Consider the following 26,210-nt stretch of genomic DNA (forward strand, 5'->3'; position numbering starts at 1 on the left):
GTGTGTTATCTAGAAAAGAGCATAAGCCTAAGTGGAAGTTTTTTTCACTTGGGCTTTTTCTTTAGTAAAGGAGGAGCAACAATGGAAAATAAAGAATTAGCGAAAAAAATCATTGCCTTAGTTGGTGGAAAAAGTAACATATCCCAAAGCTGGCATTGCATTACCCGTTTACGATTTAATTTGATAGATGATTCGAAAGTAGAAAAGAATGAGATCAATGAATTAGCAGGAGTGATCGGCAGTCAATTTAGTGGGGGGCAATATCAAGTGATCATTGGTGCCAAGGTGGCTGAAGTCTACAAAGAAGTTGCCGATCAATTAGGGGAAGAGGTTACTAAGGAAGGGTCTTCGAATAAGAAAATGAACTTCTTAGATAAAATTTTCGATGTGATTAGTGGAATCTTCACGCCACTGATGCCTGCAATCATCGGGTCAGGTTTGATCAAAGGTCTCATGGCATTATTCGTTGTAGTTGGGTGGCTTTCACCAGAGAGCTCTGCCTATGAAGTATTGAATATCTTCTCAGATGCGGTATTTTACTTCTTGCCTTTCTTTGTTGCTATCACAGCAGCTAGAAAATTTCAGACGAAAGAGTCTCTGGCTGCTGCGTTAGCAGCGATCCTCATGTATCCCACGCTGATCAATGGTGCGGCAGAAGGAGGAAGTGCATTATCGTTATTTGGTCTAGCCATTCCATTAAATAACTATTCTTCTACGGTATTACCGATTATTTTAGGTGTACTTCTTATGAGCTATATCAATAAATGGATGGATCGAGTAGTTCCTAAAACAGTTAACATCGTTTTTAGTCCAATGTTGACCTTACTAGTCACGGCACCGATTCTATTAGCGATCGTTGCACCACTAGGAAATTTTTTAGGTAAATATTTAGAAGAAATCTTTACCACGTTGTTCACCGTTGCAGGTCCTTTAGCGGGCTTGTTGATGGGAGGACTGATGCCGCTGATCGTCATAACAGGTATGCATTATGCTTTCTTTCCTGGAACATTTGCTAGTCTTCAAAAATTAGGCTACGATATTATGCTTTTGCCGATGAATTTGGTTGCGAATAGTGCACAGGCTGGAGCTGTTTTAGGGGTAGCTTTGAAGGCGAAAAAAGCGACCACGAAATCTTTGGCATTTTCTACTCTGATTCCTGCAATTTTCGGAATTACTGAACCAGCTATCTATGGCGTAACGTTGCGCTTGAAGAAACCTTTCTATGCCTCATTGGCAGGAGGCGCTGTAGGAGGAACGATTTTTGGCTTTTTTGCTGTCCAAGTGACCGCATTTTCTATTCCTGGTATTACTGCTTTACCAACATACATTATTCAGGATTCGAATAATTTTATTTATGCGCTGATCGGTTATATCGCTAGTTTTGTCGTTTCGTTTGTTCTAACAATGTTTTTGGGATTTGAAGAAGAAGCATCAGAAAAAGCATCAGAAAAAACGACCAATATAGCAGTTGAAACCAAATATCCAATTGAAATTTATTCTCCTATGGAAGGCGAGGTCAGAGATTTAGCGACCGTTGCAGATGAGACATTTTCAACAGGGCTAATGGGAAAAGGGGTAGCAATTTTTCCAGAAGAAGGCGTAGTCTACGCACCATTTTCCGGGAAAATCACGATGATGACTCCGACGAAGCATGCGGTAGGAATACGTTCAGAAGAAGGTGTCGATCTTTTGATCCATGTTGGGATCGATACTGTCAAGCTGCAAGGCGAATCTTTTGATTATCTTGTTGCAGCAGACGAAGCAGTCGAAAAAGGACAACCCATCATTAGGTTTGACTTAGAAAAAATAGCTAGAAGTGGGTATGATCTAACAACAATGATCATTGTGACCAATAGCTCAGAATTTTTAGACGTGATCATTACTGGAGATAGGCATGTGGAGTCAACGACATCGCGCTTGATGATGTGCATTCAATAATAGAAAAGGAGAGAAAATAATGAAAAAATTTACAGGATTTAAAGATGATTTTTTATGGGGAGGAGCTACCGCTGCTAACCAAATCGAAGGTGCTTATTTAGAAGGCGGAAAAGGATTATCCACTTCAGATTTTGCCGCATACAAAGACCCTTATGCTTCTGGAAAAGTAAATAATTTTACTTTTAACGTTACTTCAAAAGAGTTAGCTGAGTATGCGATGCATCCTGAACATTATCTTTTCCCAAAACGTTGGGGCATTGATTTTTACCATCGGTACAAAGAAGATATTGCTTTATTTGCAGAAATGGGATTTAAATGTTTTCGCTTATCAATCTCATGGGCGAGGATTTTCCCCACGGGACTTGAAGATGAGCCGAATGAAGCAGGACTAGCTTTTTATGATGCTGTTTTCAATGAGTGTGCGAAATATGGTATTGAGCCTTTGGTAACGATGTCACATTATGAAATGCCGATCGAACTGACGAAGAAGTACAACGGATGGATCAGTCGTGAGCTAGTTCCCTTGTTTGAGAAGTATGCCCGAGTCATTCTTGAACGCTATAAAAATAAGGTGAAGTATTGGATCACGTTCAATGAAATGAATATGAATCTTAATAGCTTATATACAGGGGCGGGGATCTTAGAAGATTTAGTGGATGATTCATTGCAAGCGGCATATCAAGCGTCTCACCATCAATTCTTGGCAAGCGCATTGGCTGTAAAAGCTGCGAAAGAAATTATTCCTGATGTAGAGATTGGGTGTATGATCAATCAAATAGAAGCATATGCACATACGACAAAGCCAGAAGATCAACTGCAAGCAGTGAAATCCAACCAGTTGAATATGTTTTATCCAGATGTTCAAGCACGGGGGTATTATCCTAGCTATATTTATAGCTACTTTTCAGAGAATGACTTGTCCATCGATATCCGACCAGAAGACGCGGATAACCTTAAAGAGGGGACAGTGGACTTTGTGGCCATTAGTTATTATATGTCTCATGTTGCGGAGGCGAGAGAAGATGCATCTAAATTAGCAGGTACTTTTGATAGCCCAATTAAAAATGAATATTTAGAGCTCTCTCAATGGGACTGGCCAATTGATCCAATTGGGTTAAGAATATCATTGATCAAATTATATGATCGTTTCCAAAAACCTTTATTTGTTTGTGAAAATGGATTAGGAGCGAAAGATGAGTTAGTCAATGGGGAAGTCCACGATGCGTATCGAATCGATTATTTAAAAAAACACATTGAACAAATGCGCGAAGCCGTTAAAGACGGTGTTGATCTCATGGGATACACGCCATGGGGCTGCATTGATCTGATCAGTTGCGGAACTTCTCAAATGTCAAAACGCTACGGCTTTATCTATGTGGATCAAGATGACCAAGGACAAGGAAGTTTGGCTCGTTATCGGAAAGACTCGTTTTATTGGTACAAGAAAGTGATTGCTTCTAATGGAGATGAATTATAAAAAAGGCTGTGAATGAGCAGGGGAGCAAAAAGATAGAAACAGAAAAACTCAGACAATCGTTGCAAGTAGGAGTGTGCCTCATGCTTGGCTTTTTAAAAGCATAAGACCCAAAGCGCGCGACAGCAGTTTCAACTGCTGTCGCGTATTTGTATTTCAATGGTGTTTGTATGTGTTGATTAGTAAATGAGTTTAAAACTTTTCTATGATTTTTTTAATAAATATTCCTATTGATTATCATATTTTCTTAATATTAAATCAGTTAACTTTCGCCATTTCTCCAATCACTTTCCCATAGCTTCAATTCCTCTTTTTTGTTAACAGGTTAAGTCAAAAATCCCTCAAAATCTTTTCTCATTTTTCAACAGTATTGCCAGTAGAAGATCGCTTGATAAAAAAGCCGTTGCTTGCTATTCTGTTCTGTAAATTGACAGAAGGAGATGGCGTATGAAGCAAATGGCAATCAAAGAGAATCCGTTTTTGACGCGTCTGGATTATCAGCGGGCATTGGAAGACATGATCGCTCCTTTGCAAGCAGCAATATTGGCAGATGACTATCCAGGATTGAATCTAGGTAGCAGTGGGGCCGTGTATGACCGAACACGGGCTGAGATGGAAGCGCTTGTGCGTCCTTTGTGGGGGTTGGCGCCTTATTGGAGGATTTGCTCAGATGATCCGTTACGAGCAGCTTATGTGGAAAAAGTGATGGCGGGGACAGATCCTGAACACGCATTTTACTGGGGAAGGATCACGGATTATGATCAATACATCGTGGAAGCAGCCGCATTGTCATTGACTCTTTTATTGCAAAAGGATGCTTTTTGGACAGCGTTGCCGCAGAAGAACCAGCGAAAGCTAGTGGCTTGGCTATCCCAAGCACTTGCGTGCAAGATTCCTAAGAACAACTGGACATTCTTCAAAGTGTTGATTCGCATTGCCCTGTTTCACTGTGGGGAACCGTTGGCAAAAGAAGCATTGTCCCAAGAGTTGGCATTGATCGATTCCATGTACATTGGCGATGGTTGGTACGTAGATGGGAAAACGACGCAGCGAGATTACTATATTCCTTTTGCGTTTCATTATTATGGCTTGATTTACGCTACATTTATGCAAGACGAAGACCCAGAATGGGCACAGCGTTTTAAAGAACGGGCCACCCGATTTGCCCAAGACTTCATCTATTATTTTGATGAAGACGGCGAAGCCTTGCCCTATGGCCGGAGCCTGACCTATCGGTTTGCGCAAGGTGCTTTTTTCTCGGCGCTGGTTTTCGCAGATGTCGAAGCGATCCCATGGGGACAGATGCGAGGACTACTGGCGAAACACTTGCGCAATTGGATGGCGCAGGAGATTTTCACTTTCGATGGTCGCTTGTCCATCGGATACCACTATGAAAATCAAGTGATGGCAGAAGGGTACAATGCACCAGGCTCGCCTTACTGGGGGCTTAAGACCTTTTTGCTTTTAGCGGTCGCAGAAACGCATCCTTTTTGGCGGGCTGAACCTGAGCCAATCAAGAGAGAGCTGCAAAAACGGATTGAAAAAGGCAATATGTTGCTGGTGCACAATGAAAAAAACCATCATTTGTTGGGGTATCCTGCAGGTTTGATGCTTGAACAGCAAGCGCATGCTCAAGCAAAATACAGCAAATTCGTCTATTCGAGCAAATTTGGCTTCAGTGTGCCGAAAGCCGGCGTCACGTATGCCGAAGGCGCCTTCGATAGCACATTAGCTATTGCTCGAGATGGCAGCTATTTTCGCACGAAGGGCGCAGTCATGGATTATCGAGTGACGGAAAAAGGCGTCTTTTTCCAATGGGCTCCCTTTGAGGAGGTAGTTATTGAAACTGAGATTTATCCATTTGGTCAGTGGCATGTGCGCGTGCACGAGTTGACGACGACGATTTCGTTGGACCTTCGTGAGGGCGGATTTAGTGTACCGCTGACTGGACGGTTGCCTCAGGCCCAAACAGGACCGACCTGGAGTCGAGTCAGTGAAGGGGGCTTTTGTTCTCAAATCATCAACATCGAAGGCTATCAACAAGCCAGTATTGTTCAGCCAGAAGCCAATACCTCCGTCTTTTTTCCAAGAACCAGTTTTCCATACTTAGCACAACATATTCCGCCAGGGAAGCACCGTTTGATTTGTTTAGTCGGTGGTATCGTAGAAAAAGAAAGGATCGATCCAAATGATTACGCTAGCAATAAAAAATAAGCAGGACCAGGTGATCGTCGGTCGCATCGACCATGAAAAAGAACCCGCGCCATTTCAAGTTTCTGATGATGATTTGGCCGTATTAGCCATTAAAAACTATCCCTATGAGGAAGGAGATAAGATCGTTATTGAGGTGACGGGGGAAAATCCGTATTATGTCCTTCAGCTTGATGAAACCTTAGCACCATCACTGATCTATCTTTCCCAATCCACTTGGGAGTATCAGATTCCTTGGACGGAATCCGCTCGAAAGTCCTTGGTGGAAACGGCCTTTACCTCGCAGCGCCATCACCTGATGGTGCGCAAAGCCCATGCGTTTGAGATCACGAATTATCAAAATTTATCCTTCAATGCCCATGATCAAAAGTCAGCGACAGGGGCGTATCCTCATGCTTCAGCGAATGTGGAAACGCGAGATGATTCCGTCTTTTTTGCTAAGAATGCGATTGATGGAAAATATGGCAACCGATCCCACGGGTCGTATCCGTTTGCTTCTTGGGGCATCAATCAGCAAGCCGATGCTGCGTTGACCATTGAGTTTGGTCGTCCCGTCTTGATTGATCGGGTTCGCTTCCTATTGCGGGCAGATTATCCCCATGATAGCTACTGGACCAAAGGGACCTTGGTCTTTGCTGATGGAGAAGAGCTGGTGGTGGAAACGACAAATACGGCGTCTTTTCAAGAAGTCCGTTTTCCGAAAAAAGAAACGACTAAGCTGACCTATAAAGAGCTGCAAAAAGCAGAGGATGATTCCCCCTTCCCAGCTCTTTCACAAATCGAAGTATTTGGTTGGAACTGTTAAAAAAAGAGGACGAGAGTATGACAGGTCTGCATTTGTGTGCAGTTGTCATGCTCTTTTTTTGGGAATCAACAAAGGGAGGTCGCTTTTTTTGTGCGTTTACGTTATAATGATTTAAGTTAATATGTTAACAAGTTAAGGAGAGGGTAAACATGCGTCTGCAAGAGAACAAACAACGCTTGATCCTGTTAGGAGAAAAAGTGACCGATGTGTGGGTAGCGGATAAAATCACCGCGTGCATCCAACAGATCGAAAAAAATAGTCAGCGCTTTGGCACACAGTTTCCTTCAGCCTGTGCCACCAATGGCAAATATCGGCTGAAAGGCAACGATGATTGGACCAATGGCTTTTGGACCGGGATGTTGTGGCTCGCCTATGAGTGGACCAAGGAAAAGAACTTTCTTGATCGAGCTATGGCAAATATCGACAGTTTTCAAACGCGTTTAGACGACCATTTTGTATTAGATCATCATGATATTGGTTTTTTATATAGCTTATCTGCCGGTGCGGGCTACAAGATCACTGGCAATGAACACTGCAAGCAAGAAGTCATTCAAGCAGCAGATGTTTTGCTGGCACGGTTTCAAGAAAAGGGGGAATTTATTCAAGCATGGGGCACTTATGGCGACCCACAAGAATACCGCTTGATTATTGATTCGCTACTGAACTTGCCGCTTTTATTTGCAGCAACTCAATTGTCGGGAGAGCCTCGTTACGCAGAGGCCGCGAGTAAGCATTATCAGACAGTCCGAAAGACCGTCATCAAGAATGACGCCACCACCTTTCATACGTATTATTTCGATCCTGAGACGGGGCAGCCAAGTCACGGTGCGACGCATCAAGGAAACAGCGACCAATCGATTTGGGCAAGAGGACAGAGCTGGGCGATTTTAGGGCTTCCTTTGAATGAAAGCTACCTGCATAGCCAGCCTTTTCCAGAAAATTATCCGCAGATCGTGGAGGTGTTTTTGGCTTATTTGCCAGCAGATTTGGTGCCGTATTGGGACTTTGATTTTAACGACCAACATCCTGCTGAAAAAGACAGCTCTGCTTTAGCGATTGCGGCTTGTGGCTTGTTGGAAGCAGAGAAAATGGGTGCATATCCCGATGCCCAAAAAATCGCTAAAGGAATGCTTTACCAATTAGGCGAGCAGTATGCAGCGAGCCAAGTACCAGAAAATGAAGGCTTATTGCTGCATGGTGTGTATGCTCATGCGGAAGGCAAAGGCATCGATGAGCCCAATCTTTGGGGTGATTATTTCTATTTAGAAGGATTGATCCGATTGGCATTGCCTGATTGGCAAAGATACTGGTAAAGGGGAAGACGACATGCGAACGTTTGAGATAAAAGAAGATTTTTTGTTAGATGGAAAACCAATCAAATTGATCAGCGGAGCGATCCATTATTTCCGCATGACACCGGCGCAATGGACAGATAGCCTCTACAATCTAAAAGCACTGGGAGCCAACACAGTTGAGACCTACATTCCTTGGAATCTCCACGAACCTCGTGAAGGAGTCTACGACTTTGAAGGAATGAAAGACATCTGTGCTTTTGTAAAGCAAGCCCAAACGCTAGGCTTGATGGTCATTTTACGCCCGTCCGTCTACATCTGTGCTGAATGGGAATTTGGCGGGTTGCCAGCTTGGCTGTTAAATGAACCGATGCGGTTGCGCTCAACCGACCCACGCTTCATGGCAAAGGTGCGCAACTATTTCCAGGTCTTATTGCCAAAGCTTGTGCCGTTGCAGATCACCCATGGGGGACCAGTGATCATGATGCAGGTGGAAAATGAGTACGGCTCTTATGGAATGGAAAAAGCGTATTTGCGCCAGACCAAGGAGTTGATGGAAGAATACGGCATCGATGTACCCTTGTTTACCTCAGATGGGGCATGGGAAGAAGTCTTGGACGCTGGGACATTGATTGAAGACGACGTCTTTGTCACAGGCAATTTCGGCAGTCGTTCCAAGGAAAATGCGGCTGTGATGAAAGATTTCATGGCAAAACATGGCAAAAATTGGCCCATCATGTGCATGGAATACTGGGATGGCTGGTTCAACCGCTGGGGCGAGCCGATCATCAAGCGAGACGGTCAAGACTTAGCTAATGAAGTCAAAGAGATGTTAGCGGTCGGCTCCTTGAACCTCTACATGTTCCATGGAGGCACGAACTTTGGCTTTTACAATGGCTGTTCCGCTCGGGGAGCGCTGGATCTACCACAAGTGTCCAGCTATGATTACGATGCTTTACTGACAGAAGCAGGAGCACCTACCGACAAATACTATCATGTACAAAAAGCCATAAAAGAAGCCTGTCCCGAAGTGTGGCAAGCCAAACCACGGACCAAGCAATTAGCGGCATTAGGAACCTTTCCCATCGAAAACAGTGTCTCATTATTGGCTATCAAAGATCAGCTGATGGCACCACAAGAAAGCATGTATCCTCTAACAATGGAAGCTGCCAGCACAGGCTACGGCTATTTGCTCTATTCGGTTCAGTTAAAAAACTATCATCGAGAAAACAAACTAAAAGTGGTAGAAGCTAGCGATCGGTTGCATATTTTTACCGACGGCCAATTACAGGCGATTCAATACCAAGAAACGCTAGGCGAGGAGCTGTTGATCCAAGGGGCACCAGATAAAGAAACCATCGAGCTAGATGTCTTAGTGGAAAACTTAGGGCGCGTGAATTACGGGTTTAAATTGAACGGGCCTACACAAGCCAAAGGTATCCGTGGAGGCATCATGCAAGATATTCATTTTCATCAAGGCTATCGTCATTACCCATTGACGCTTTCCGCAGAGCAGCTACAAGCCATCGATTATCAAGCAGGAAAAAATCCGACACACCCCTCCTTTTATCAAACGACCTTCACGCTGACAGAGGTAGGAGATACGTTTATCGATTGCCGTGGGTATGGGAAAGGCGTCGTTATCGTCAATGGCATCAATCTTGGTCGCTATTGGCAACGTGGCCCCGTGCATTCCTTATACTGTCCGAAAGAATTTTTGAAAAAAGGCAGCAACGAAGTCGTGGTATTTGAAACCGATGGCGTTGAGATCAAGGAACTCGTTTTCTGTGATCAACCTGTCGTAGAATAAAAAACTAGAAGTAGAGACCCAAATTTACGCGGGCTCTACTTCTATTTTTGTTTTGAAATATTTCCAATGCTTGTAGCTGACGATGTATTCAGCGACACTTCCATCTGCCAAATAGGAGTGCTTGACTTGTTTGACCGCAGGCTCTCGGAAGCTCAGTTGCAATAAGTTCAACAATTCAGCGTCATCAGGAAAGACGATTTCGTTGGTTTCAACAGAAGCCAATGAGAAAATGTCGATCGCAAAGTCTTTTCGGACCCGCTCATAAACACTAGCATATTGGTTGAGGTTTTTGGCGATCGGTTCTTTCATCAGCTTCTTCGGCAAATGAGTGATGTGAACCAAGAAAGGAACGTCGCCAAAATAGCGGACTCGTTTGATTCGGTAGTAGGAAGCACTGGCAGCCAATCCTAATTCTTTCAAAATCTCTGGGTCATTTCCTTCTTCCACCGCAAGGACCTTGACCTTTTCTTGGTCCAGTGAATGCAGCTCAATGTCGGAAAACTTCACACTCTGAGATACTTTTGCTTTTGAAACAAAGGTCCCTTTGCCTTGGATGCGATACAGATAGCCAGCACTCGTCAATTCATTCAACGCTTTGACTGCCGTGATTGAACTAACAGAATACATCCGCTTGATATCTGCCTCTGAATAAAACTTATCACCGGGAATGAATTTATGGTCTTTGATTTCTTGTAAAAGATCTTGCTTGATCTGCTCATACTTTGGCAGCACAGTGGTTTCCCTCCATTCCATATGAATACATCAAGCATAACATGTTAAATCCTTTCCTGCCACTTAATTAGTGTAGAAAATTCGTTGTTTTCCAGTCTATACAGGCCTGAAAAATAAAATTCAATATGTTAAGATATTAGGTTTACGAATGGCTTGCCATGTGGTATAGTATGCTTACAAGGAACATAACATGTTAAGTGGGGCGACCTGCGGAGTAGGAGGGAAATTAGTGGAAAACATTGTATTGATCAGTCATGGCGGCATGGCAGAAGGGGTCAAAAGCAGTCTGGAGATGATCGTAGGCCAGCAAGCAAACGTTCACACCGTTTCATTACGACCAGATAGTGACAATCTACAATTTGAGAAAGAATTGAACGAGAAAATGAAAGCCCTTAACGGTTCAACATTGATTATTGCGGATTTATTAGGAGGAACCCCGTGCAACGTTGCAGTCAAGAATTATTTAGAGGATGACGAAGTGGCGATCTTCGCTGGAATGACATTGTCCGTAGTGATCGAGGCAGTCGTCAATCAACGAGCGACGATCAAAGAGCTGCTTTGCTTAGCCAAAGAAAACATCGTTGATGTCAAAGCAGGGATGAACCAAGCAGAACAAGAGATGTTAGAAGAAAAGCAAGAGGAATTAGGGGATTACAGTGCGTATGCTGGGCAAGAAAATATCGTCAATAGTCGAATCGATGAGCGCTTGATCCATGGACAAGTCGCCGGTATCTGGTCCACCAGTTTAAACACGCAACGGATCATCGTAGCCAATGATGAAGCCGCCGTAGACCCATTACAAAAATCTTCTTTACGAATGGCAGCGCCAACTTCGATGCGACTTTCCGTCCTTCCAGTGGCAACGGCAGCCAAAAATATTCGCGCCGGTCGTTATGGAAAACAACGGTTGTTTTTACTTTTCAAAAATCCCCAAGATGTTTTGCGTTATATTGAAGCAGATGGACCGATCAAAGCGATCAACGTCGGCAACATGAGCTACAAAGAAGGCGCACGGGAAGTGACCAAAAGCATTCAAGTACTGCCAGAAGAAGAGCCGATCTTTGAAGCGATCGCCGCAAAAGGCATCACCGTCACGGCACAGCTTGTACCCAATGAACCATCGATCGACTTTATGGAGAAATTACGAGGATAAACCAGGCAGGGATTGAATCGAGGAGAATATGTAGCGGAAGATTTGTCAAAAAACGAGTGTTTTTCACGATTTATCTGAGGCGACATAACGATCGATAACTAGCCAGTTAAGACTCGTTCATACAATTAGGAGGAAAATTCATGCATTTAGCAGCGTATCAAATCATTCTTATTACTGTTTATGCTTTTATTGCTATTAATGATTCACTTATTTCCAATACGTTGACCCAACCAGCGATCGCCGGAATGATTTCTGGAATGATCATGGGGGACTTAAAGACCGGTTTGATGGTCGGTGGGACCTTACAGTTGATGCGTTTGGGGATCGCCGCATTTGGTGGTGCATCCGTCCCGGATTATTTTACCGGCGCAGTACTGGGAACAGCGTTTGCCGTGATCTCAGGAAACGGCGCGGAATATGGCATCGGCTTAGCAGTTCCAGTGTCCTTGCTGATGCTGCAACTGGATGTCGTGGCTCGTTTTTGTAACGTATTTCTACTACACCGGATCGATAGAGCCATCGACAACATGCAAGTCAAACGAATCCCACGGTTAGTTTTATCGGGTTCTTTCTTATGGGGATTGTCACGGGCGATTCCGATTTTATTGATGCTTTTAGCTGGAGATGCAGTCGTTACGACGATTACCGATAACACGCCAGAATGGCTGATGACCGGACTAAAAACCGCTGGTGGCGTCTTGCCAGTCGTCGGGGTAGCGATCTTATTGCGCTACTTGCCAACAAAGCACTACATTCCTTATTTGTTATTAGGCTTCTTTTTAGCTGCGTATCTGCAAGTACCAATGCTCGGCGTTTCCATCATCGGACTTGTAGCAGCAATGTTAGTCTTTAAACGTGATAGCGAAAAAGGCACGGTTGCAACGGCAGCTGCCGGAGATTTTGAAGGAGGATATGATGGCGATGAGTGATCAAAAACTGACAAAAAAAGAGTTGAATACCATTAGCTGGCGTTATATTTTGGCAAGCCAATTAAACTGGAACTATGAGCGAATGATGAGTTCAGGCTACCTTTACGGCATCCTGCCCGTCTTGAAAAAATTCTATGGCCATGATGAAACCCAGCTGCAAGATATGCTGCGGACCCACAATCAATTTTTTAATACCAATGCGATCTTTGGGAACTTGATCATGGGGATCGATGTCGCGATTGAAGAACAAGACGGACACAAAGCCAAAGAAACGATCATCGCCTTGAAAACGGCCTTGATGGGTTCCTTAGCCGGTGTCGGTGACTCCTTGTTCCACGTGATTTGGGGAACGATCTTTGGCTCTGTTGCTGGCACATTGGCGCAAAATGGTTCCGTCGTTGGTTGTGTCATCTGGATCATCGCCAACATCGCGTTACTTTTCGGTCGGGCAGCGTTGCTTCCCCTAGGTTACAAACAAGGGGTCAAATTAGTGACGACCTTGAAAGACAAATTATCTGCCTTCACCAATGCCGCAACCGTTTTAGGGGTCACAGTGATTGGTGCCTTGATTCCCTCTGTCGTCAAAGCAACTGTTCCTTTTGTCTATAAAAAGACGGCGTCGAATTAGTGATCCAAGACACGTTGGATGCCATCTTGCCATCCCTTGTACCTATCTTGCTCGTCTTGCTGACCTACTGGATGTTAGGCCAAAAGAAACTAAATTCCACTCGAGTGATTTGGATCATCTTGATCTTGTCGATCGTTTTGAGTGCATTTGGTATTTTGGGTTAGGAAAGAATCATGGTGTAAAAGGAAATGGGCAGCTGCTGTGATTGTTTTGTAAATCGTATAAGCAGTTAGGGTAGTCAACCTGTTTTCTTTTTTAGAATAGTTGAACTAAATGGAAAAGAGTGCGGAAATGAATTTCTTCACTCTTTTCCTATTCCACGAAATGATAGCGCTATCTTTTGCGCGGGGAAATAGGAGGAGTAAAGGATGGAAAAAGGGAAAAAATATCTGCTGATCATGGGGTGTTTCTTGTTGCTGTATTCGGTAGTTGGCGCCACTCGTCTTTCTGGAAATGCCGAGGAACAAATACCCGAATTGCCGGAAGCAGAATCGATCTATCACTCGGATTTTTCAAACCAGAAAGGGTCTTGGCAAGATTTAGTCGGGAAAGCCGAAGTAGCACAAAATGCTACTGGTTTAATGATCAGTAATACGAAGCAAGGCACCAATCTGGAATCAGTAACGCTCAACAAAGATGCTCCCAAGCGGTCTTCAGGGGATTTTGAAACTACTTTCTTATATGAAGACCAAGCGAACATTGGGGTGGTCTTTCGCGCAGATGAACAAAAGACAGATCAGTGGCAATCGTTTGCTTATAATCGTGATGGGCAGTGGCAACTTGGTCAACCAGGTGGAAAATGGCTGACAGCTATTTCTGGACCTACTTTGATTGCGGGACAAAAATATAAACTCTTGCTTCAGTATGAGGGCTCGAGTTTTCGTGCCTTTTTAAATGATCAGCTATTTTATGAGAATCAAAAGGTAAACTATCCCAATGGTACGGCAATTGATGGGGACTGGTCCGGGTATGTGGGTATCCGTTTGTTTGGCAATTTATCTAAGCTGAAGGTATTATCGATGCGCAGCGGTCCTATCGGCAGCTTGCCCGTGGAAGATCATACAGCAGAATTTATGCAGCTGCAAGAAAAATGGCAAAATCAACTGGTTTCCGATCACTATGATCCAAATAATCCGACTATGGCTGATTACGTGCAGATGGTCACCTCAGAAGCTGAGGCGTTGTATCAAACCATAAATAAAGCATCTGATCGAACGAGCCTATGGCCCCTCGAACAAGGGAATACTGCTTCAGCGGATGTAACGACTCAATTTACAAAATTACAGAAAATGGCTTTAGCCTATGGCACGAAAGGTAGTTCTTTGTATCAAGATGATGCAGTGGCGACGACGATTATTGATGGGATAGATTTCATGGTCACTCGAAAAGGGTATGATGGGAAAAAGTACCATGGAAACTGGTGGGATTGGCAAATCGGTGTCCCGCAAAAACTGATCAGTACTTTAATGATTTTAGGCGCTGAGTTACCGTCCGAGAAATTACAGCAATACACTGCCATTATCAGCAGTTATGTACCAGATCCCTTCAAGCAATTGTATACGAAGACACAAGGCAGTTTTACTGAGCTTGCTTTTATTCCAAATTTTGTGACTTCTGGTGCTAATCGTACAGATCTCGCGCTTACTGTATTAGGCTTGGGCATTTTGCAAAGGGACGCTGGGAAAATCACCCAAGCTTCAGCAAGTATCGAAGAAGTATTTCAGTTAGTCACAAAAGGCGATGGTTTTTATAAAGATGGCTCCTTTATTCAGCATAATACGATCCCTTATACTGGTTCTTATGGAAATGTACTGATCAAGGGTGTGGGACAAATTCTAGCTATCACGCAAGGGTCAAGTTTTGAAATGGATGCCGATCTCGTACAAACGTTTGTCAAAAATGTTGATCAAGCATTCTTGCCGTTGATCTATCAAGGAGAAATGTTGCCGTTGGTCAATGGTCGTTCGATTTCAAGAGCTCCAGCCAAAAACAAAGTCGGTTATGGCTCATCAACAGTTTATAATTTGCTGATCGTATCCCAATTCGCACCAACTCAATACCAGCAAAGATTCCGTGAAGCTGCCAAATATTGGCTCAAAGAAAATCCAGACTATTATTTGACGAATGCAAGAGACTTCAATGATTTACAAATGACAATGAATCTCTTGGCAGACCCATCGATTACAGGGGATGCATTACCTTTTACGGGAACAAAACTGTACGCTTCAATGGATCGCTTTGTTCAACGAACAACTGATTATATGGTGGGTTTAGGACTATATTCCAGTCGCATTTCTTCCTTTGAAGCTGGCAACAAGGAAAACAAGCGTGGGTGGCATACAGCAGACGGGATGCTCTACCTCTATAATGATGATCAAGTTCAATTCAATTCTAGCTATTGGCCGACCGTCGATCCATATCGCTTGCCAGGAACAACCGTGGACACCATACAATTAGCGGATGAAAATTCAGCTTTTACAACGGTAACGTCTCCAGAAAAGTGGGTAGGCGGTGTGGCTTATGATGGTGCAGCTGCGGTGGGAATGGCATTAAACAAAACGGGTACAAAAAATAACGGGAATGTTTTACCTATGAACGTGCGGGCAAAAAAATCGTGGTTTATCATTGATGGGCAGATTGTCGCTTTAGGTGCGGGAATCACTGGTGATACGACAGCTTCTATTGAGACGGTCGTGGATAATCGCTTACTAAACGATGCGTATACTTATCAAATCCTTTCTGATCAAGGAAGTATTGATCAGTTAAATGAAACAAGTAGCAAGCAGTGGTTGTTGTTAGACTCCGATCATTCCCAGGCCAATATCGGTTACTATTTTCCAGAAGAAACGACAGTAAACGTGGTAAGTGAAACACGAACAGGCAGCTATACAGAAATCAATGAGGCATTTCCAAGTAATGCGGTTTATACCGGAGAATATCGAAAATTCTTGATCAATCATGGCAAAAATCCCATGGAGGATCATTATGCGTATGTCATGTTGCCAGGTATCAATGAAACAGAACTGACTGCCTATGCCCAAGAAGAACCGCTGGAGATTTTAGCCAATACCTCGGAAGTTCAAGCCGTAAAACTTGATCAAACTGACTATTTAGGTATCAATTTTTGGCAGAATGATGGAGGTAGTGTCGCCGATATTACTACTAACAAACCTCTTTCATTGATTAGAACAAGTAGAGAAGGCAAAACCATCTATGCCTTTTCTGATCCAACTCAAACAACGACTACCATGACCTTAAAATTGCCAAAAGACTACCAAAAAATCGTTTCTCAAAGCGATGGAATCAGTTATGATGCTTCGACGAATCTATTTACGGTGAACTTTGCGGAGCAAGACGGTGGAAATAAAGTGATTGTAGTCGAGTAAGGTGTTTCAATGCTATCTGTCTCATCATCAGCAGCTAGGGATCAATCTCTAGCTGTTTTTTGTCAGCTAGAAAATGATACGATGAAAGGCTAAACATAGACTTTTCTTTGACTATTAATTCCTTTAACTACTTTTCAAGGGCCGAGGTTTTGTCAAAAAAATCCTCACAGAAAATGCTGAAAACTTGCGCATTAGCATGAAACGTTTGCTAATTTTCTTCTTACTTAAAAGGCGTATGTTTGCCACTAAAGAATGTATCTAAGATTGCAAGCACACTTTTCCAAGATTGCAGTGGCAACTTTTCAAGTAAGAATTGGTAGCGAATTTATCCGAAGGCGCGGCGATTAACAATATACTCTTCTCCATCAATTTCAAAAAGATAATAGTGTTGACCATAAATAGAAACAATATCTTCAGTAACTGAAACAGTTCTATTCATAAGATTATTACTAGAAATTGTTCCTACATACGGATCTCTTGGGGACAGAGACAGTTTATACAAATTATAGTTACCTGTTATTTCAACTGTTTGATCGATGAAAGTAACGCCAGAAATTTTTCCAGCAGGAGAATCTAAAAAGATTGAGGCAATTTGATTAGAACGATGATTATTCAAATAATAGATTTTATCCCTATTATTAAGGATATTTAGTATCGCATATTTGTTGAATAATGGGACAGCAGGAAGTATCCCCTTAGAAATTGAGTCCGCCGTTTTTTGCGCTGCATCCAGCATCTCTTGATTGTTGCTAACCTGGGCATCATATAAATCAGCCATCACTGATCCATTGTCATGTTGGAGACCTAAAGTATGCCCCATTTCATGTCGGATAGTTGAAACCAGCTGTACGTAGCCGGAGGTTCCTTTTCCAGATGATGCGTCATTTAAAGCAGCTTTATTCAAAAATATTCTGTTCGTACTATTCCCCCAACCAAATCCGGAGTACCCCATATCTGCATAGGAATCGCCATCCGTTGATTGCAAAACTAAATCAACTTGGTTATCTGCTGCATTTACACTTGATTTTTCGACAATTACCGATCTCCCAATCGACTGATTCCATGATTGCGCAGCTTCATTGACAGCCTCTTGGTAGGCTTCTCCTAGTGAGTTTGAGTCGTAAATGATGGTACCGTATTCGTTAACACAAGTAGCTGTACCATACAATATTCCAGGATAGTAATAATCAACAATAGGCGTCTTCGCTATGTCGGCTGACTTTGCATCTACAGAAATTGTTCCTATAGAGTAAATTAATGCAATTAAAAATAACGAACGAATTCTTGAAAAAATTTTTTTTCATTGTTTTCCACTCCTTAAACTTGTTGACTTGATTTCATACAGATAATTCCAAAAATCTTTTTCCCATTTATCTTGTATGGAAAGATGCTCCCAGGGCATCGAATTTTTTTCAAATTCAACGAAATGTCGAATCTTTATATTTTTTCTAGCTTTTTCAATTTTCAAAAATTTGAGTGGATTCACATTTTTTGCCCAATCAAATAACCAATGATCATCTTTCTGGTAATTGTATTCATAAGGCAACAACTCAACACTTCTCTCACAAAGAATGTTTAAAATGGTTTGATCTAAATACAAGTATTCATTCTTATTTATCATACGTACTATGGCTTCTGGTCGTATCTGTTCATTGAACACAACTACATTAAATAAAATAACTCCAGAATTGAAGTAATTCTTCATAGTTTTTACGCCAAAATATTTAAAGCTGTCCTCTGTATCACTTATAACTGAGAAGTAGAAGTCTCTAACTGCAGCAATTGATTTTTGATCAGGGATCAAATCAAAGAAATTGGATACGTCATCGTATACAATAGTGTCATTATCTAAATAGAGAATGTAATCATAATTGCTAAAATATGAAGGTAGAAATAATCTCCACAGAGTGACTTCAGGAAAACGCGAATTACTATAATTCTTTATTTCGTTTATTATTTTAGGTGGATACCAAATAGTAATAATTACATTTTTTTCTCCATATAATCTAGAAATACTTTTCAATTTCAGTATTTCTTCGTTCCCTAGTTCATTTACAACTACTAATATATCTAAAGGTTCATTCCCTTCATAAGTATTTACTATTGACGCAATGGATACTGCAGCTAATTGAATATGTGACCCCGTAACACAATAAACGACAGCTTTCTTCTTCATAGTTCAGGTCCACCCTTTTTAGTGTTTTTTATTTTTTAATAAAAACCTTCTATAGAAACTTAGGCAATAAAAGCATTTAAGCTTATTTTATCGTATCTGATTTCCAATATGAGCGTTAGTCCCACTATTGGGATTAACATAGTTAACGAGAATCAACAATTTCTTATCGTATTTTCCCGAAAGGGTTGTCAGATTAAGCCTAAATCAAAAATCCCGTCAGAGAAATCTGACGGGATTTTGGTGGTGAACCTAGGTAAAACAGGTCATTGTTATCCATTCCAAGTGAACTAAAAACTGTTAAATCAACATTTCGCAACCAAGTGAGGTTGCTACTTTATTCCCACTCCACAGTAGCAGGTGGTTTGCTCGTAATATCATACACGATTCGATTGACGTGTGCGACTTCGTTGACGATGCGGACGCTGATTTTTTGTAGGACTTCCCATGGGATGCGGGCAAAGTCAGCGGTCATGCCATCGATTGAAGTGACTGCACGGATGCCGACGGTATAATCGTAGGTCCGGCCATCACCCATGACACCGACGGAGCGGATGCCTGGTAAGACGGTGAAGTATTGCCAAATGTCGCGGTCTAAGCCGGCATTTGCGATTTCTTCCCGCAAGATTGCGTCCGAGTCGCGGACGATCGTTAGTTTTTCTTCTGTCAATTCGCCAAGGACACGAATACCTAGACCTGGTCCAGGGAATGGTTGGCGCCATACGATGCTGTCTGGCATGCCAAGTTGAGTCCCTAATTCACGGACTTCGTCTTTGAACAAGGTGTTCAATGGTTCGATCAATTTGAATTGCATGTCTTCAGGTAAACCACCCACATTGTGGTGTGATTTGATGGTTTGAGCAGTTTCGGTTCCTGATTCGATGACGTCGGTATAAAGGGTTCCTTGGGCAAGGAAAGAAACGCCTTCATCGCCAGCTAGTTTGGTTGCTTCATCATCGAAGACATACACGAATTCATTCCCGATGATCTTGCGTTTTTCTTCAGGATCAGAAACCCCAGCAAGTTTTGATAGGAAACGTTCTTTGGCATCAACTTTGATGATGTTCAAGCCGAATTTGCCGCCTAAGCTTTCCATTACTTGCTCGGCTTCCCCTTTACGCAAGAGGCCGTGGTCAACAAAAATACAAGTCAGTTGATCGCCAATCGCTTTTTGTAAAAGAACACCAACGACAGAAGAATCGACCCCGCCGGAAAGACCAAGCAAGACTTTTTTGTCGCCCACTTGGTCGCGAATTTTTGCGATTTCCATATCAATGAAGTTGTCCATTGTCCAATCACCTGTACATTGACAAACGTCAATGGCAAAGTGACGCAATAAGTCGTTGCCGTATTCTGAATGGCGAACTTCTGCGTGGAATTGGATACCGTACATTTTGCGTTCTGCATCTTGGATAGAAGCAATCGGGCAATCTTTGCTCGTTGCCACGACATCAAAGCCTGCAGGTGCTTGAGTGACCAAGTCCCCGTGGCTCATCCACACGGTTTGGGTTGCGGGCGTGTTTTGGAAAAGGGCCGCTGCATCAGAAGTGACTTCCAATTCTGCTTTGCCGTATTCACGGTTTTTGGCAGGTTCAACTGTTCCGCCTAATTTATAAGTAATCAACTGCATGCCGTAACAGATCCCTAAAACTGGGATGCCTAAATCAAAAATTTTCTCGTCGATGCCGAAAGAGTTCTCGTCGTAGACGCTGTTTGGTCCGCCAGATAAGATGATCCCTTTGGGATTCATCGCTTTTACTTCTTCAGCGGTAATGCGGTGGCTCAATAATTCTGAGAAAACACCGAACTCACGAATACGGCGTGTAATCAGCTGGTTATACTGACTACCGTAATCAAGTACGATAATTTTTTCGACGTTTGGCAAAGTGTCAACGTTTGTCACAATAAATTACCTCAATTCTTTTAGTTTTTATTGAAAAAAGGCTGGGCCTTTTCAACAGCATAATTATAAAAATGAAGCGGTCAATACTTGCGCAAGAACACTTCATCGATCAAATGGTGCTTTGTTTTATGAAGAATTATATCGGCTCTGCTGCGTGTAGGCAAGATATACTCGTGTAAATTCTTTAAATTCACATTTTTCCATACTTCTTTTGCCATTTTAATCGCTTCCTTGCGATCCCCGATCGCATATTGGTAATAATAATTGCTGGGATCTTGAAAGGCAGTGTCTAGTAATGATTCAAATCGTTCCAAATACCATTTTTCAATCAGTGCCGGTTGGGCATCCACGAAAATTGAAAAATCAAAAAAGTCACTGATATAGATTTGTTGGTTGGCAGGCAATTGCAAGGTATTGATGCCTTCCACGATCAAGATATCTGGTTGACTGATCGTTTCATACGTATCAGGAATAATATTGTAGACTTCATGGGAGTAGACGGGGATCTGGATGTCTGGTTCTCCTGATTTGACCGCATTCAAAAAGTTGATCAAGGCTTCCATGTCATAACTTTCTGGAAATCCTTTGCGATTCAAGTTGCCGCGTTCTTCCAAGACTTCGTTCGGGTACAAAAAGCCGTCAGTGGTGATCAGTTGGACGGTTCTGCGGGGAAACAAACGGGCCAACAAATTTTGGACGAGCCGTGCGGTGGTGCTTTTGCCGACGGCGACGCTTCCGGCGATGCCGATGATAAAAGGCGGCATTTTAACATAGCGGTGTAAAAAGAGTCCCTTGCTGAGGGTCAATGATTCAAACTCTTTCATATAAAGATGGATCAGATGGCATAAAGGCACGTAAACATCTTCCACATCTTGGACCGAGATCCGGTCGTTCAAACTTTTGATATTATCCAATTCTTCTTGAGTGAAAGGCATCATTCCGTTCGTATAAAACCCTTGCCATTGCTCACGAGGAATTTGATAAAAATTCATGGTTTCTTGCATAGTAGGCTCCTTTTTTGCGGCATCATCGGTTTCTCTTAGAAGCGATAGGCCACTGTTCGAAAGTATTTTACCATAGAAACCAGCTGAACTTGGAAAAAAGACATGATTTCCTTTGCAGAAACAACAAAAAACTGTTTTTTCGTTGTTTTTTTTGCTGGGCGTTTACTTCTGGCTGTTTTTCGGTATGATTAGAAAGAAACAGCAGACAAATCTTGCACGCCTTTTTATTGGTGTTTTCACTATGTTCACTCGTTCAAATAGAAGAAACAAGGAAAAAACCAGTAGAAGCCAGTAGAAAAAACAAGCGAAAAGGGAATAGAAGAAAGGAGCATAAACATGAGTAATCACTACTATACAGAAAATCCTGATACGGCCCATGATTTTGAACAGTGGTCGTTTGAATTAAGAGGAAAGAACTTTCATTTTGTGACAGATAGCGGGGTGTTTTCCCGTGAGACGGTGGACTACGGCTCGCGGGTGCTGATCGATGCGTTTGAGTGGGCGGAGCTGCCAGAAGGAAGTTTGCTAGACGTTGGGTGTGGCTATGGTCCTGTTGGCTTGTCGTTGGCTTATGCAAGTCAGCGACCTGTCGAGATGATCGATATCAATCAGCGGGCAGTGGATTTGGCAAAAGGCAATGCCCAGCGTAACGGCATTGAACAGGTAGATATCCATCAATCCAATATCTATGCCCAATTAAATCAACCTGCTTATGCGGCGATCCTCAGCAATCCACCGATTCGGGCAGGAAAAGAAGTCGTCCATGAGATTTTGACAGGGGCGTTTCCGCTACTAAAAACAGGGGGGACTTTAACGATCGTGATCCAAAAGAAACAAGGGGCGCCGAGTGCTCAAAAGAAAATGCAAGAGACCTTTGGCAATGCCGAAATCATCAAAAAAGACAAAGGCTATTACATCATTCAAAGCGTAAAAGAAGCGTAGCTGCTCTTTGATTCTCAGCAGATCAAAGGCATCGCCAAGGCAAGCGCTGGTTAGCAGCAACTGGACCAGTTGGTTTCTCAAAAAGCCTATTGCCAACAGCCTTTCGGGCAATTGCAGCGTTGGTTAATCAGCTGTCTATATCATCGGGCTATTTTTGATCAACGAAAAAGAAAGTCGCACACTTGTTGAAAGTGTGCTATTTTTTTTGAGAAAAATTTGCTACACTTTAGGCAAGAGAGGAGAGAAGCAGATGAAATTGACGATTAAACAGATTGCTGAAATGGCTGGCGTCTCTGTCACGACCGTGTCGCAGATCCTAAACAATAAAGGCAGCCGTTTTAGTGAAGAAACCCGGAAGCGGGTCTTAGATATCGTAAATAAATATCACTATAAGCCGGATTTTTTTGCTTCGAATCTTATCAACCGCCATTCAAAAACGATCGGAATGATCGTGCCTGATGTGACGGATTTCTTTTTCTCTAAAGTCATTGAAGGGGCGGAAAGTTATTTCAATCCACTAGGTTACATGCTAGTGTTATGCAATTCGCGCCACAGCCAAGAAAAAGAGGTTCAATATTTGAATGAACTGTCTCATCGTTCGGTAGATGGTATCTTATTAGCGACGCCGCATTTACTGCCGGAGGATTATTCCTTGAAGAGCGGGTTCTTTGATGACCGACCAATTATTTTAGTCGATCGCGGGATCAATCAGCGGGACAATGGTCGTTTAATCGTGAAAGAATACGAAGGTGCCTACCAAGCCGTCAGTTATTTGATCAAAAACGGTCACCGCAACATTGCGATGCTCAAAGAAATCACCGGCTACTATCAATTAGAGGAACGGTTCAATGGCTATCGCCATGCCTTGAAGGACCATCAGATCCCTTTTAAAGGCCGATATGTAGAAAATGCTGAATTAACGGTTACCGGCGGGTACGAAGCAACGAAGGAATTATTGAAGTACAAAGAGATCACAGCGTTTTTCTGCGGCAACGACGCCATGGCAATCGGCTGTTATCAAGCGATTTATGAGGCTGGCAAAAAAGTACCAGAAGACTACTCGGTGATCGGCTTTGATGCCTTGAAATTATCGGAATATATCACACCACCGCTTACCACGGTCATGCAGCCGACCTTTGAAATCGGTTTTACCGCAGCGAAGTTTTTAGTGGACGCCATTGAGTTTCCGACACGGCGAATTCCAAATAAGATTTTTGATACAAAATTAATTATTCGTGAGAGCGTGAAGACATTGACAAGCGAGAAATAATGCGGTATATTTCTTCTTGTAAGTGTTTTCATAGTTTTGCGATATTTAGTAAACTGTTTTACTAAAGTGGTTTACCCTACGAAAAATTATTGTATAATGTTAAAGGAAGCGAGGGTCATTTCGATGCGAATGGTGGATTTAATTGAAAAGAAACGTGACGGCAAGTCATTGACGAAGGAAGAAATTGACTACATTGTAACTGCGTATACTGAAGGAAGTATTCCAGATTATCAAATGAGTGCCTTGTTGATGGCTATTTTTTATGTAGATATGACAGATGAAGAGATCACGAACTTAACGCTAGCAATGGCAAATTCTGGCGAAGTGATCGACCTATCCTCAATTGAAGGAATCAAAGTCGATAAGCATTCGACTGGTGGTGTTGGTGATACGACCACGTTGATCCTAGCGCCATTAGTGGCTAGTGTTGGCGTACCGGTTGCGAAAATGTCTGGCCGCGGCTTAGGCTATACCGGTGGGACGTTAGACAAGCTTGAAGCGATCCCTGGATTTAAAATCGAGCTTTCTGAAGCCGACTTTATCCGATTAGTCAACGAAAGCAAAGTGGCCGTGATCGGTCAATCAGGAGATTTAGCTCCTGCGGACAAAAAACTGTATGCCTTACGAGATGTGACGGCAACGGTTAGTTCGATCCCATTGATCGCCAGCTCGATCATGAGTAAAAAAATCGCGGCAGGTGCCGATGCGATCGTGTTAGATGTAACCACAGGCGATGGCGCCTTTATGAAAAACTTGGAGGATGCCAAACGCTTAGCCCAAACGATGGTCCGCATCGGAAAATTGGCAAATCGCCAAACGATGGCAGTCATTTCTGATATGTCACAACCTCTAGGGGAAGCGATCGGGAACAGTTTGGAAGTGGTGGAAGCTATTGATACACTGCAAGGAAAAGGACCGAAAGACTTGGAAGAAATGTGCTATGCACTGGGCAGCCAAATGGTCGTTTTAGCGAAAAAAGCTGATTCATTGGAAGAAGCACGCCAACTGTTGGAAGAAGCCTTGCATTCAGGCAAAGCGTTAGAAAAATTCAGACAGATGATCATAGATCAAGGCGGAGACGCTTCAGTGATCGATGACCCGAGCAAGATTTTGACAGCGAAATATGAAGTGGAGGTCCCAGCGAAAACTAGCGGCGTGGTGACGAAATTAGTTGCCAATGAGCTAGGGATCGCGGCGATGATGTTAGGGGCAGGTCGTAAGACCAAAGACGAAGACATCGACCATGCCGTGGGCATCAAATTGCATAAGAAAGTTGGCGAATCCGTAACTGAAGGAGAATCGCTATTGACGATCTATAGCAATACCGAAGCAATCGAGGATGTCAAAGCATTGATCGACCAAAATATTGAAATTGGGGAAGATGGCGCAGAACCGCCATTGATCCATGACATTATTACAGAATAAGGAGCGAATAAAAATGGAATTGAATCGCATGATCGACCACACGATTTTGAAAGCAGACGCAACGGAGGAAGATGTTTTACGAATCATCGAAGAGGCAAAAACCTATCACTTCTATTCTGTCTGCATCAATCCAACGTGGGTTTCATTAGCAGCAGAAAAATTACAAGGCGAACCAACGGCTGTTTGTACCGTGATCGGGTTTCCTTTAGGGGCAAACACATCTGAAGTCAAAGCTTATGAAACAACAGATGCGATCAAAAATGGCGCAGATGAAGTCGATATGGTAATTAACGTAGGTGCCTTGAAATCAAAACAATACAAAAAAGTTCAAGCAGACATCGAAGCAGTCGTTGAAGCGGCCAAAGACAAAGCGCTTGTCAAAGTAATCATTGAAACAGCGTTACTAGACAACGAAGAAATCGTCAAAGCCTGTGAATTAGCCAAAGCAGCCGGTGCAGATTTCGTGAAAACCTCAACTGGCTTTTCAACTGGTGGGGCAGTCATTGAAGATGTTCGCTTGATGCGTGAAACAGTAGGACCAGAAATGGGTGTCAAAGCTTCCGGTGGTATCCACAACGAAGCAGAAGCTGCAGCTATGGTCGAAGCGGGGGCAAATCGCTTAGGAACAAGCGCAAGTGTTGCTATCGTGACTGGCTCAACAGGTGCTGGCTACTAAGCTTAGCATTATTAAGTAAAGTAGCAAAAAATAAAAACAAGAGCGGGGAAGACAATGACAACAGCGAAAAAAGAGTGGATCGACACCGCCGTTTCCGCCTTAGATAAAGCGTATGTGCCGTACTCTAAGTTTCCGGTCGGTGCTTGTCTCGTTGCCAAAAATGGTACGATATATCAAGGGATTAACATTGAAAATGCCTCATATGGCTTAACAAATTGCGCAGAACGAACCGCTTTTTTCAAAGCCGTTTCTGAAGGCGAAAAAGAGTTTCAACATTTGGTTGTGGCGGGTCATACGCCAGAACCGATCTCTCCTTGCGGTGCTTGCCGCCAGGTCATGGTGGAATTTTGTGCGCCAGATATGCCGGTGACCTTAGTCGGCGATGATGGAGTGATCAAAGAAACCACGGTAGAAGGCCTATTGCCTTATTACTTTACGAACAAAGATTTATAAACCATG

Annotated in this window: 19 protein-coding genes and 1 pseudogene; 15 read left to right on the forward strand and 5 right to left on the reverse strand. The window is 42.9% G+C overall.

What is annotated here, in order from left to right:
* The first annotated feature begins 81 nt into the window (after window positions 1-81).
* The 6 genes from CXM95_RS01110 (at window position 82) to CXM95_RS01135 (ending at window position 9,530) form a co-directional block, all read left to right on the forward strand.
* Window positions 82-1,938 (forward strand): beta-glucoside-specific PTS transporter subunit IIABC, encoded by a 1,857-nt coding sequence (locus CXM95_RS01110; protein WP_199559930.1) that lies wholly within the window; start codon window positions 82-84, stop codon window positions 1,936-1,938.
* A 19-nt stretch (window positions 1,939-1,957) separates the two neighbouring features.
* A complete protein-coding gene (locus CXM95_RS01115) occupies window positions 1,958-3,415 on the forward strand; it encodes a glycoside hydrolase family 1 protein (protein ID WP_101698769.1) in 1,458 nt (485 codons plus the stop codon).
* A 444-nt stretch (window positions 3,416-3,859) separates the two neighbouring features.
* The gene (locus CXM95_RS01120; protein WP_101698770.1) at window positions 3,860-5,626 is read left to right on the forward strand and encodes a DUF2264 domain-containing protein; all 1,767 of its coding nucleotides are present in this window, start codon (window positions 3,860-3,862) and stop codon (window positions 5,624-5,626) included.
* A complete protein-coding gene (locus CXM95_RS01125; protein ID WP_101698771.1) occupies window positions 5,601-6,428 on the forward strand; it encodes a DUF7402 domain-containing protein in 828 nt (275 codons plus the stop codon). Before CXM95_RS01120 ends, CXM95_RS01125 begins: the two co-directional genes overlap by 26 nt.
* Window positions 6,429-6,577: 149 nt before the next feature.
* Window positions 6,578-7,741, forward strand: a complete 1,164-nt coding sequence (locus CXM95_RS01130) for a glycoside hydrolase family 88 protein (RefSeq protein ID WP_101698772.1) — start codon at window positions 6,578-6,580, stop codon at window positions 7,739-7,741.
* A 13-nt stretch (window positions 7,742-7,754) separates the two neighbouring features.
* The gene (locus CXM95_RS01135) at window positions 7,755-9,530 is read left to right on the forward strand and encodes a glycoside hydrolase family 35 protein (RefSeq protein ID WP_101698773.1); all 1,776 of its coding nucleotides are present in this window, start codon (window positions 7,755-7,757) and stop codon (window positions 9,528-9,530) included.
* 24 nt (window positions 9,531-9,554) lie between these two features.
* On the opposite strand, the gene CXM95_RS01140 is transcribed toward CXM95_RS01135, so the two are convergent.
* The gene (locus tag CXM95_RS01140; protein ID WP_034872082.1) at window positions 9,555-10,262 is read right to left on the reverse strand and encodes a GntR family transcriptional regulator; all 708 of its coding nucleotides are present in this window, start codon (window positions 10,260-10,262) and stop codon (window positions 9,555-9,557) included.
* Between the two features lie 190 nt (window positions 10,263-10,452).
* On the opposite strand from CXM95_RS01140, the gene CXM95_RS01145 reads away from it, so the two are divergent.
* The 4 genes and pseudogenes from CXM95_RS01145 to CXM95_RS01160 all read left to right on the forward strand — a co-directional run bounded on the left by CXM95_RS01145 (window position 10,453) and on the right by CXM95_RS01160 (window position 16,358).
* Window positions 10,453-11,415 (forward strand): PTS mannose/fructose/sorbose transporter subunit IIAB, encoded by a 963-nt coding sequence (locus tag CXM95_RS01145; RefSeq protein ID WP_199559931.1) that lies wholly within the window; start codon window positions 10,453-10,455, stop codon window positions 11,413-11,415.
* A gap of 140 nt (window positions 11,416-11,555) precedes the next feature.
* Window positions 11,556-12,344 carry a PTS mannose/fructose/sorbose/N-acetylgalactosamine transporter subunit IIC gene (locus CXM95_RS01150; RefSeq protein WP_005226797.1) on the forward strand — a complete coding sequence of 263 codons (789 nt, stop codon included), beginning with the start codon at window positions 11,556-11,558 and terminating at the stop codon, window positions 12,342-12,344.
* Window positions 12,337-13,136: pseudogene (locus tag CXM95_RS01155) on the forward strand (PTS system mannose/fructose/sorbose family transporter subunit IID). Before CXM95_RS01150 ends, CXM95_RS01155 begins: the two are co-directional and overlap by 8 nt.
* A gap of 204 nt (window positions 13,137-13,340) precedes the next feature.
* A complete protein-coding gene (locus CXM95_RS01160; RefSeq protein WP_008376425.1) occupies window positions 13,341-16,358 on the forward strand; it encodes a polysaccharide lyase 8 family protein in 3,018 nt (1,005 codons plus the stop codon).
* A gap of 325 nt (window positions 16,359-16,683) precedes the next feature.
* Here CXM95_RS01160 and CXM95_RS01165 read toward each other — a convergent pair whose 3' ends face one another.
* From CXM95_RS01165 to coaA, 4 genes are all read right to left on the reverse strand, one after another.
* Window positions 16,684-17,526 (reverse strand): matrixin family metalloprotease, encoded by an 843-nt coding sequence (locus CXM95_RS01165; RefSeq protein WP_233499076.1) that lies wholly within the window; start codon window positions 17,524-17,526, stop codon window positions 16,684-16,686.
* Between the two features lie 132 nt (window positions 17,527-17,658).
* The gene (locus CXM95_RS01170; RefSeq protein WP_016619592.1) at window positions 17,659-18,534 is read right to left on the reverse strand and encodes a glycosyltransferase; all 876 of its coding nucleotides are present in this window, start codon (window positions 18,532-18,534) and stop codon (window positions 17,659-17,661) included.
* Window positions 18,535-18,868: 334 nt separating this feature from the next.
* A complete protein-coding gene (gene guaA, locus CXM95_RS01180; protein ID WP_086332897.1) occupies window positions 18,869-20,434 on the reverse strand; it encodes a glutamine-hydrolyzing GMP synthase in 1,566 nt (521 codons plus the stop codon).
* Between the two features lie 80 nt (window positions 20,435-20,514).
* Entirely contained in the window at window positions 20,515-21,438 is a 924-nt protein-coding gene (gene coaA, locus CXM95_RS01185; protein ID WP_087664785.1) for a type I pantothenate kinase, read from the reverse strand.
* A gap of 336 nt (window positions 21,439-21,774) precedes the next feature.
* Between coaA and CXM95_RS01195 the strand changes: the two genes are divergently transcribed.
* The 5 genes from CXM95_RS01195 to CXM95_RS01215 all read left to right on the forward strand — a co-directional run bounded on the left by CXM95_RS01195 (window position 21,775) and on the right by CXM95_RS01215 (window position 26,204).
* Complete coding sequence (locus tag CXM95_RS01195; RefSeq protein WP_061053625.1) at window positions 21,775-22,380, forward strand: class I SAM-dependent methyltransferase; 606 nt, start codon at window positions 21,775-21,777, stop codon at window positions 22,378-22,380.
* Between the two features lie 250 nt (window positions 22,381-22,630).
* Window positions 22,631-23,650, forward strand: coding sequence for a LacI family DNA-binding transcriptional regulator (locus tag CXM95_RS01200; protein WP_005226832.1), 1,020 nt, complete (start codon window positions 22,631-22,633; stop codon window positions 23,648-23,650).
* 123 nt (window positions 23,651-23,773) lie between these two features.
* Entirely contained in the window at window positions 23,774-25,075 is a 1,302-nt protein-coding gene (locus CXM95_RS01205) for a pyrimidine-nucleoside phosphorylase (protein ID WP_101698776.1), read from the forward strand.
* A gap of 13 nt (window positions 25,076-25,088) precedes the next feature.
* Complete coding sequence (gene deoC, locus CXM95_RS01210) at window positions 25,089-25,751, forward strand: deoxyribose-phosphate aldolase (RefSeq protein ID WP_008376411.1); 663 nt, start codon at window positions 25,089-25,091, stop codon at window positions 25,749-25,751.
* A 54-nt stretch (window positions 25,752-25,805) separates the two neighbouring features.
* On the forward strand, window positions 25,806-26,204 hold the full coding sequence (locus tag CXM95_RS01215) for a cytidine deaminase (RefSeq protein ID WP_008376409.1): 399 nt from the start codon (window positions 25,806-25,808) through the stop codon (window positions 26,202-26,204).
* Window positions 26,205-26,210 lie beyond the last annotated feature (6 nt).

The sequence above is a fragment of the Enterococcus sp. CR-Ec1 genome (assembly GCF_002850555.1).
Taxonomy (GTDB): Bacteria; Bacillota; Bacilli; order Lactobacillales; family Enterococcaceae; genus Enterococcus_D; species Enterococcus_D entomosocium.

Bases quoted from the DNA above. Each gene is read 5' to 3' on its own strand.
- CXM95_RS01110 (WP_199559930.1), top strand. From the start codon at position 82: ATGGAAAATAAAGAATTAGCGAAAAAAATCATTGCCTTAGTTGGTGGA.
- CXM95_RS01115 (WP_101698769.1), top strand. From the start codon at position 1,958: ATGAAAAAATTTACAGGATTTAAAGATGATTTTTTATGGGGAGGAGCT.
- CXM95_RS01120 (WP_101698770.1), top strand. From the start codon at position 3,860: ATGAAGCAAATGGCAATCAAAGAGAATCCGTTTTTGACGCGTCTGGAT.
- CXM95_RS01125 (WP_101698771.1), top strand. From the start codon at position 5,601: ATGATTACGCTAGCAATAAAAAATAAGCAGGACCAGGTGATCGTCGGT.
- CXM95_RS01130 (WP_101698772.1), top strand. From the start codon at position 6,578: ATGCGTCTGCAAGAGAACAAACAACGCTTGATCCTGTTAGGAGAAAAA.
- CXM95_RS01135 (WP_101698773.1), top strand. From the start codon at position 7,755: ATGCGAACGTTTGAGATAAAAGAAGATTTTTTGTTAGATGGAAAACCA.
- CXM95_RS01145 (WP_199559931.1), top strand. From the start codon at position 10,453: ATGTTAAGTGGGGCGACCTGCGGAGTAGGAGGGAAATTAGTGGAAAAC.
- CXM95_RS01150 (WP_005226797.1), top strand. From the start codon at position 11,556: ATGCATTTAGCAGCGTATCAAATCATTCTTATTACTGTTTATGCTTTT.
- CXM95_RS01160 (WP_008376425.1), top strand. From the start codon at position 13,341: ATGGAAAAAGGGAAAAAATATCTGCTGATCATGGGGTGTTTCTTGTTG.
- CXM95_RS01170 (WP_016619592.1), bottom strand. From the start codon at position 18,534: ATGAAGAAGAAAGCTGTCGTTTATTGTGTTACGGGGTCACATATTCAA.
- coaA (WP_087664785.1), bottom strand. From the start codon at position 21,438: ATGCAAGAAACCATGAATTTTTATCAAATTCCTCGTGAGCAATGGCAA.
- CXM95_RS01195 (WP_061053625.1), top strand. From the start codon at position 21,775: ATGAGTAATCACTACTATACAGAAAATCCTGATACGGCCCATGATTTT.
- CXM95_RS01200 (WP_005226832.1), top strand. From the start codon at position 22,631: ATGAAATTGACGATTAAACAGATTGCTGAAATGGCTGGCGTCTCTGTC.
- CXM95_RS01205 (WP_101698776.1), top strand. From the start codon at position 23,774: ATGCGAATGGTGGATTTAATTGAAAAGAAACGTGACGGCAAGTCATTG.
- deoC (WP_008376411.1), top strand. From the start codon at position 25,089: ATGGAATTGAATCGCATGATCGACCACACGATTTTGAAAGCAGACGCA.
- CXM95_RS01215 (WP_008376409.1), top strand. From the start codon at position 25,806: ATGACAACAGCGAAAAAAGAGTGGATCGACACCGCCGTTTCCGCCTTA.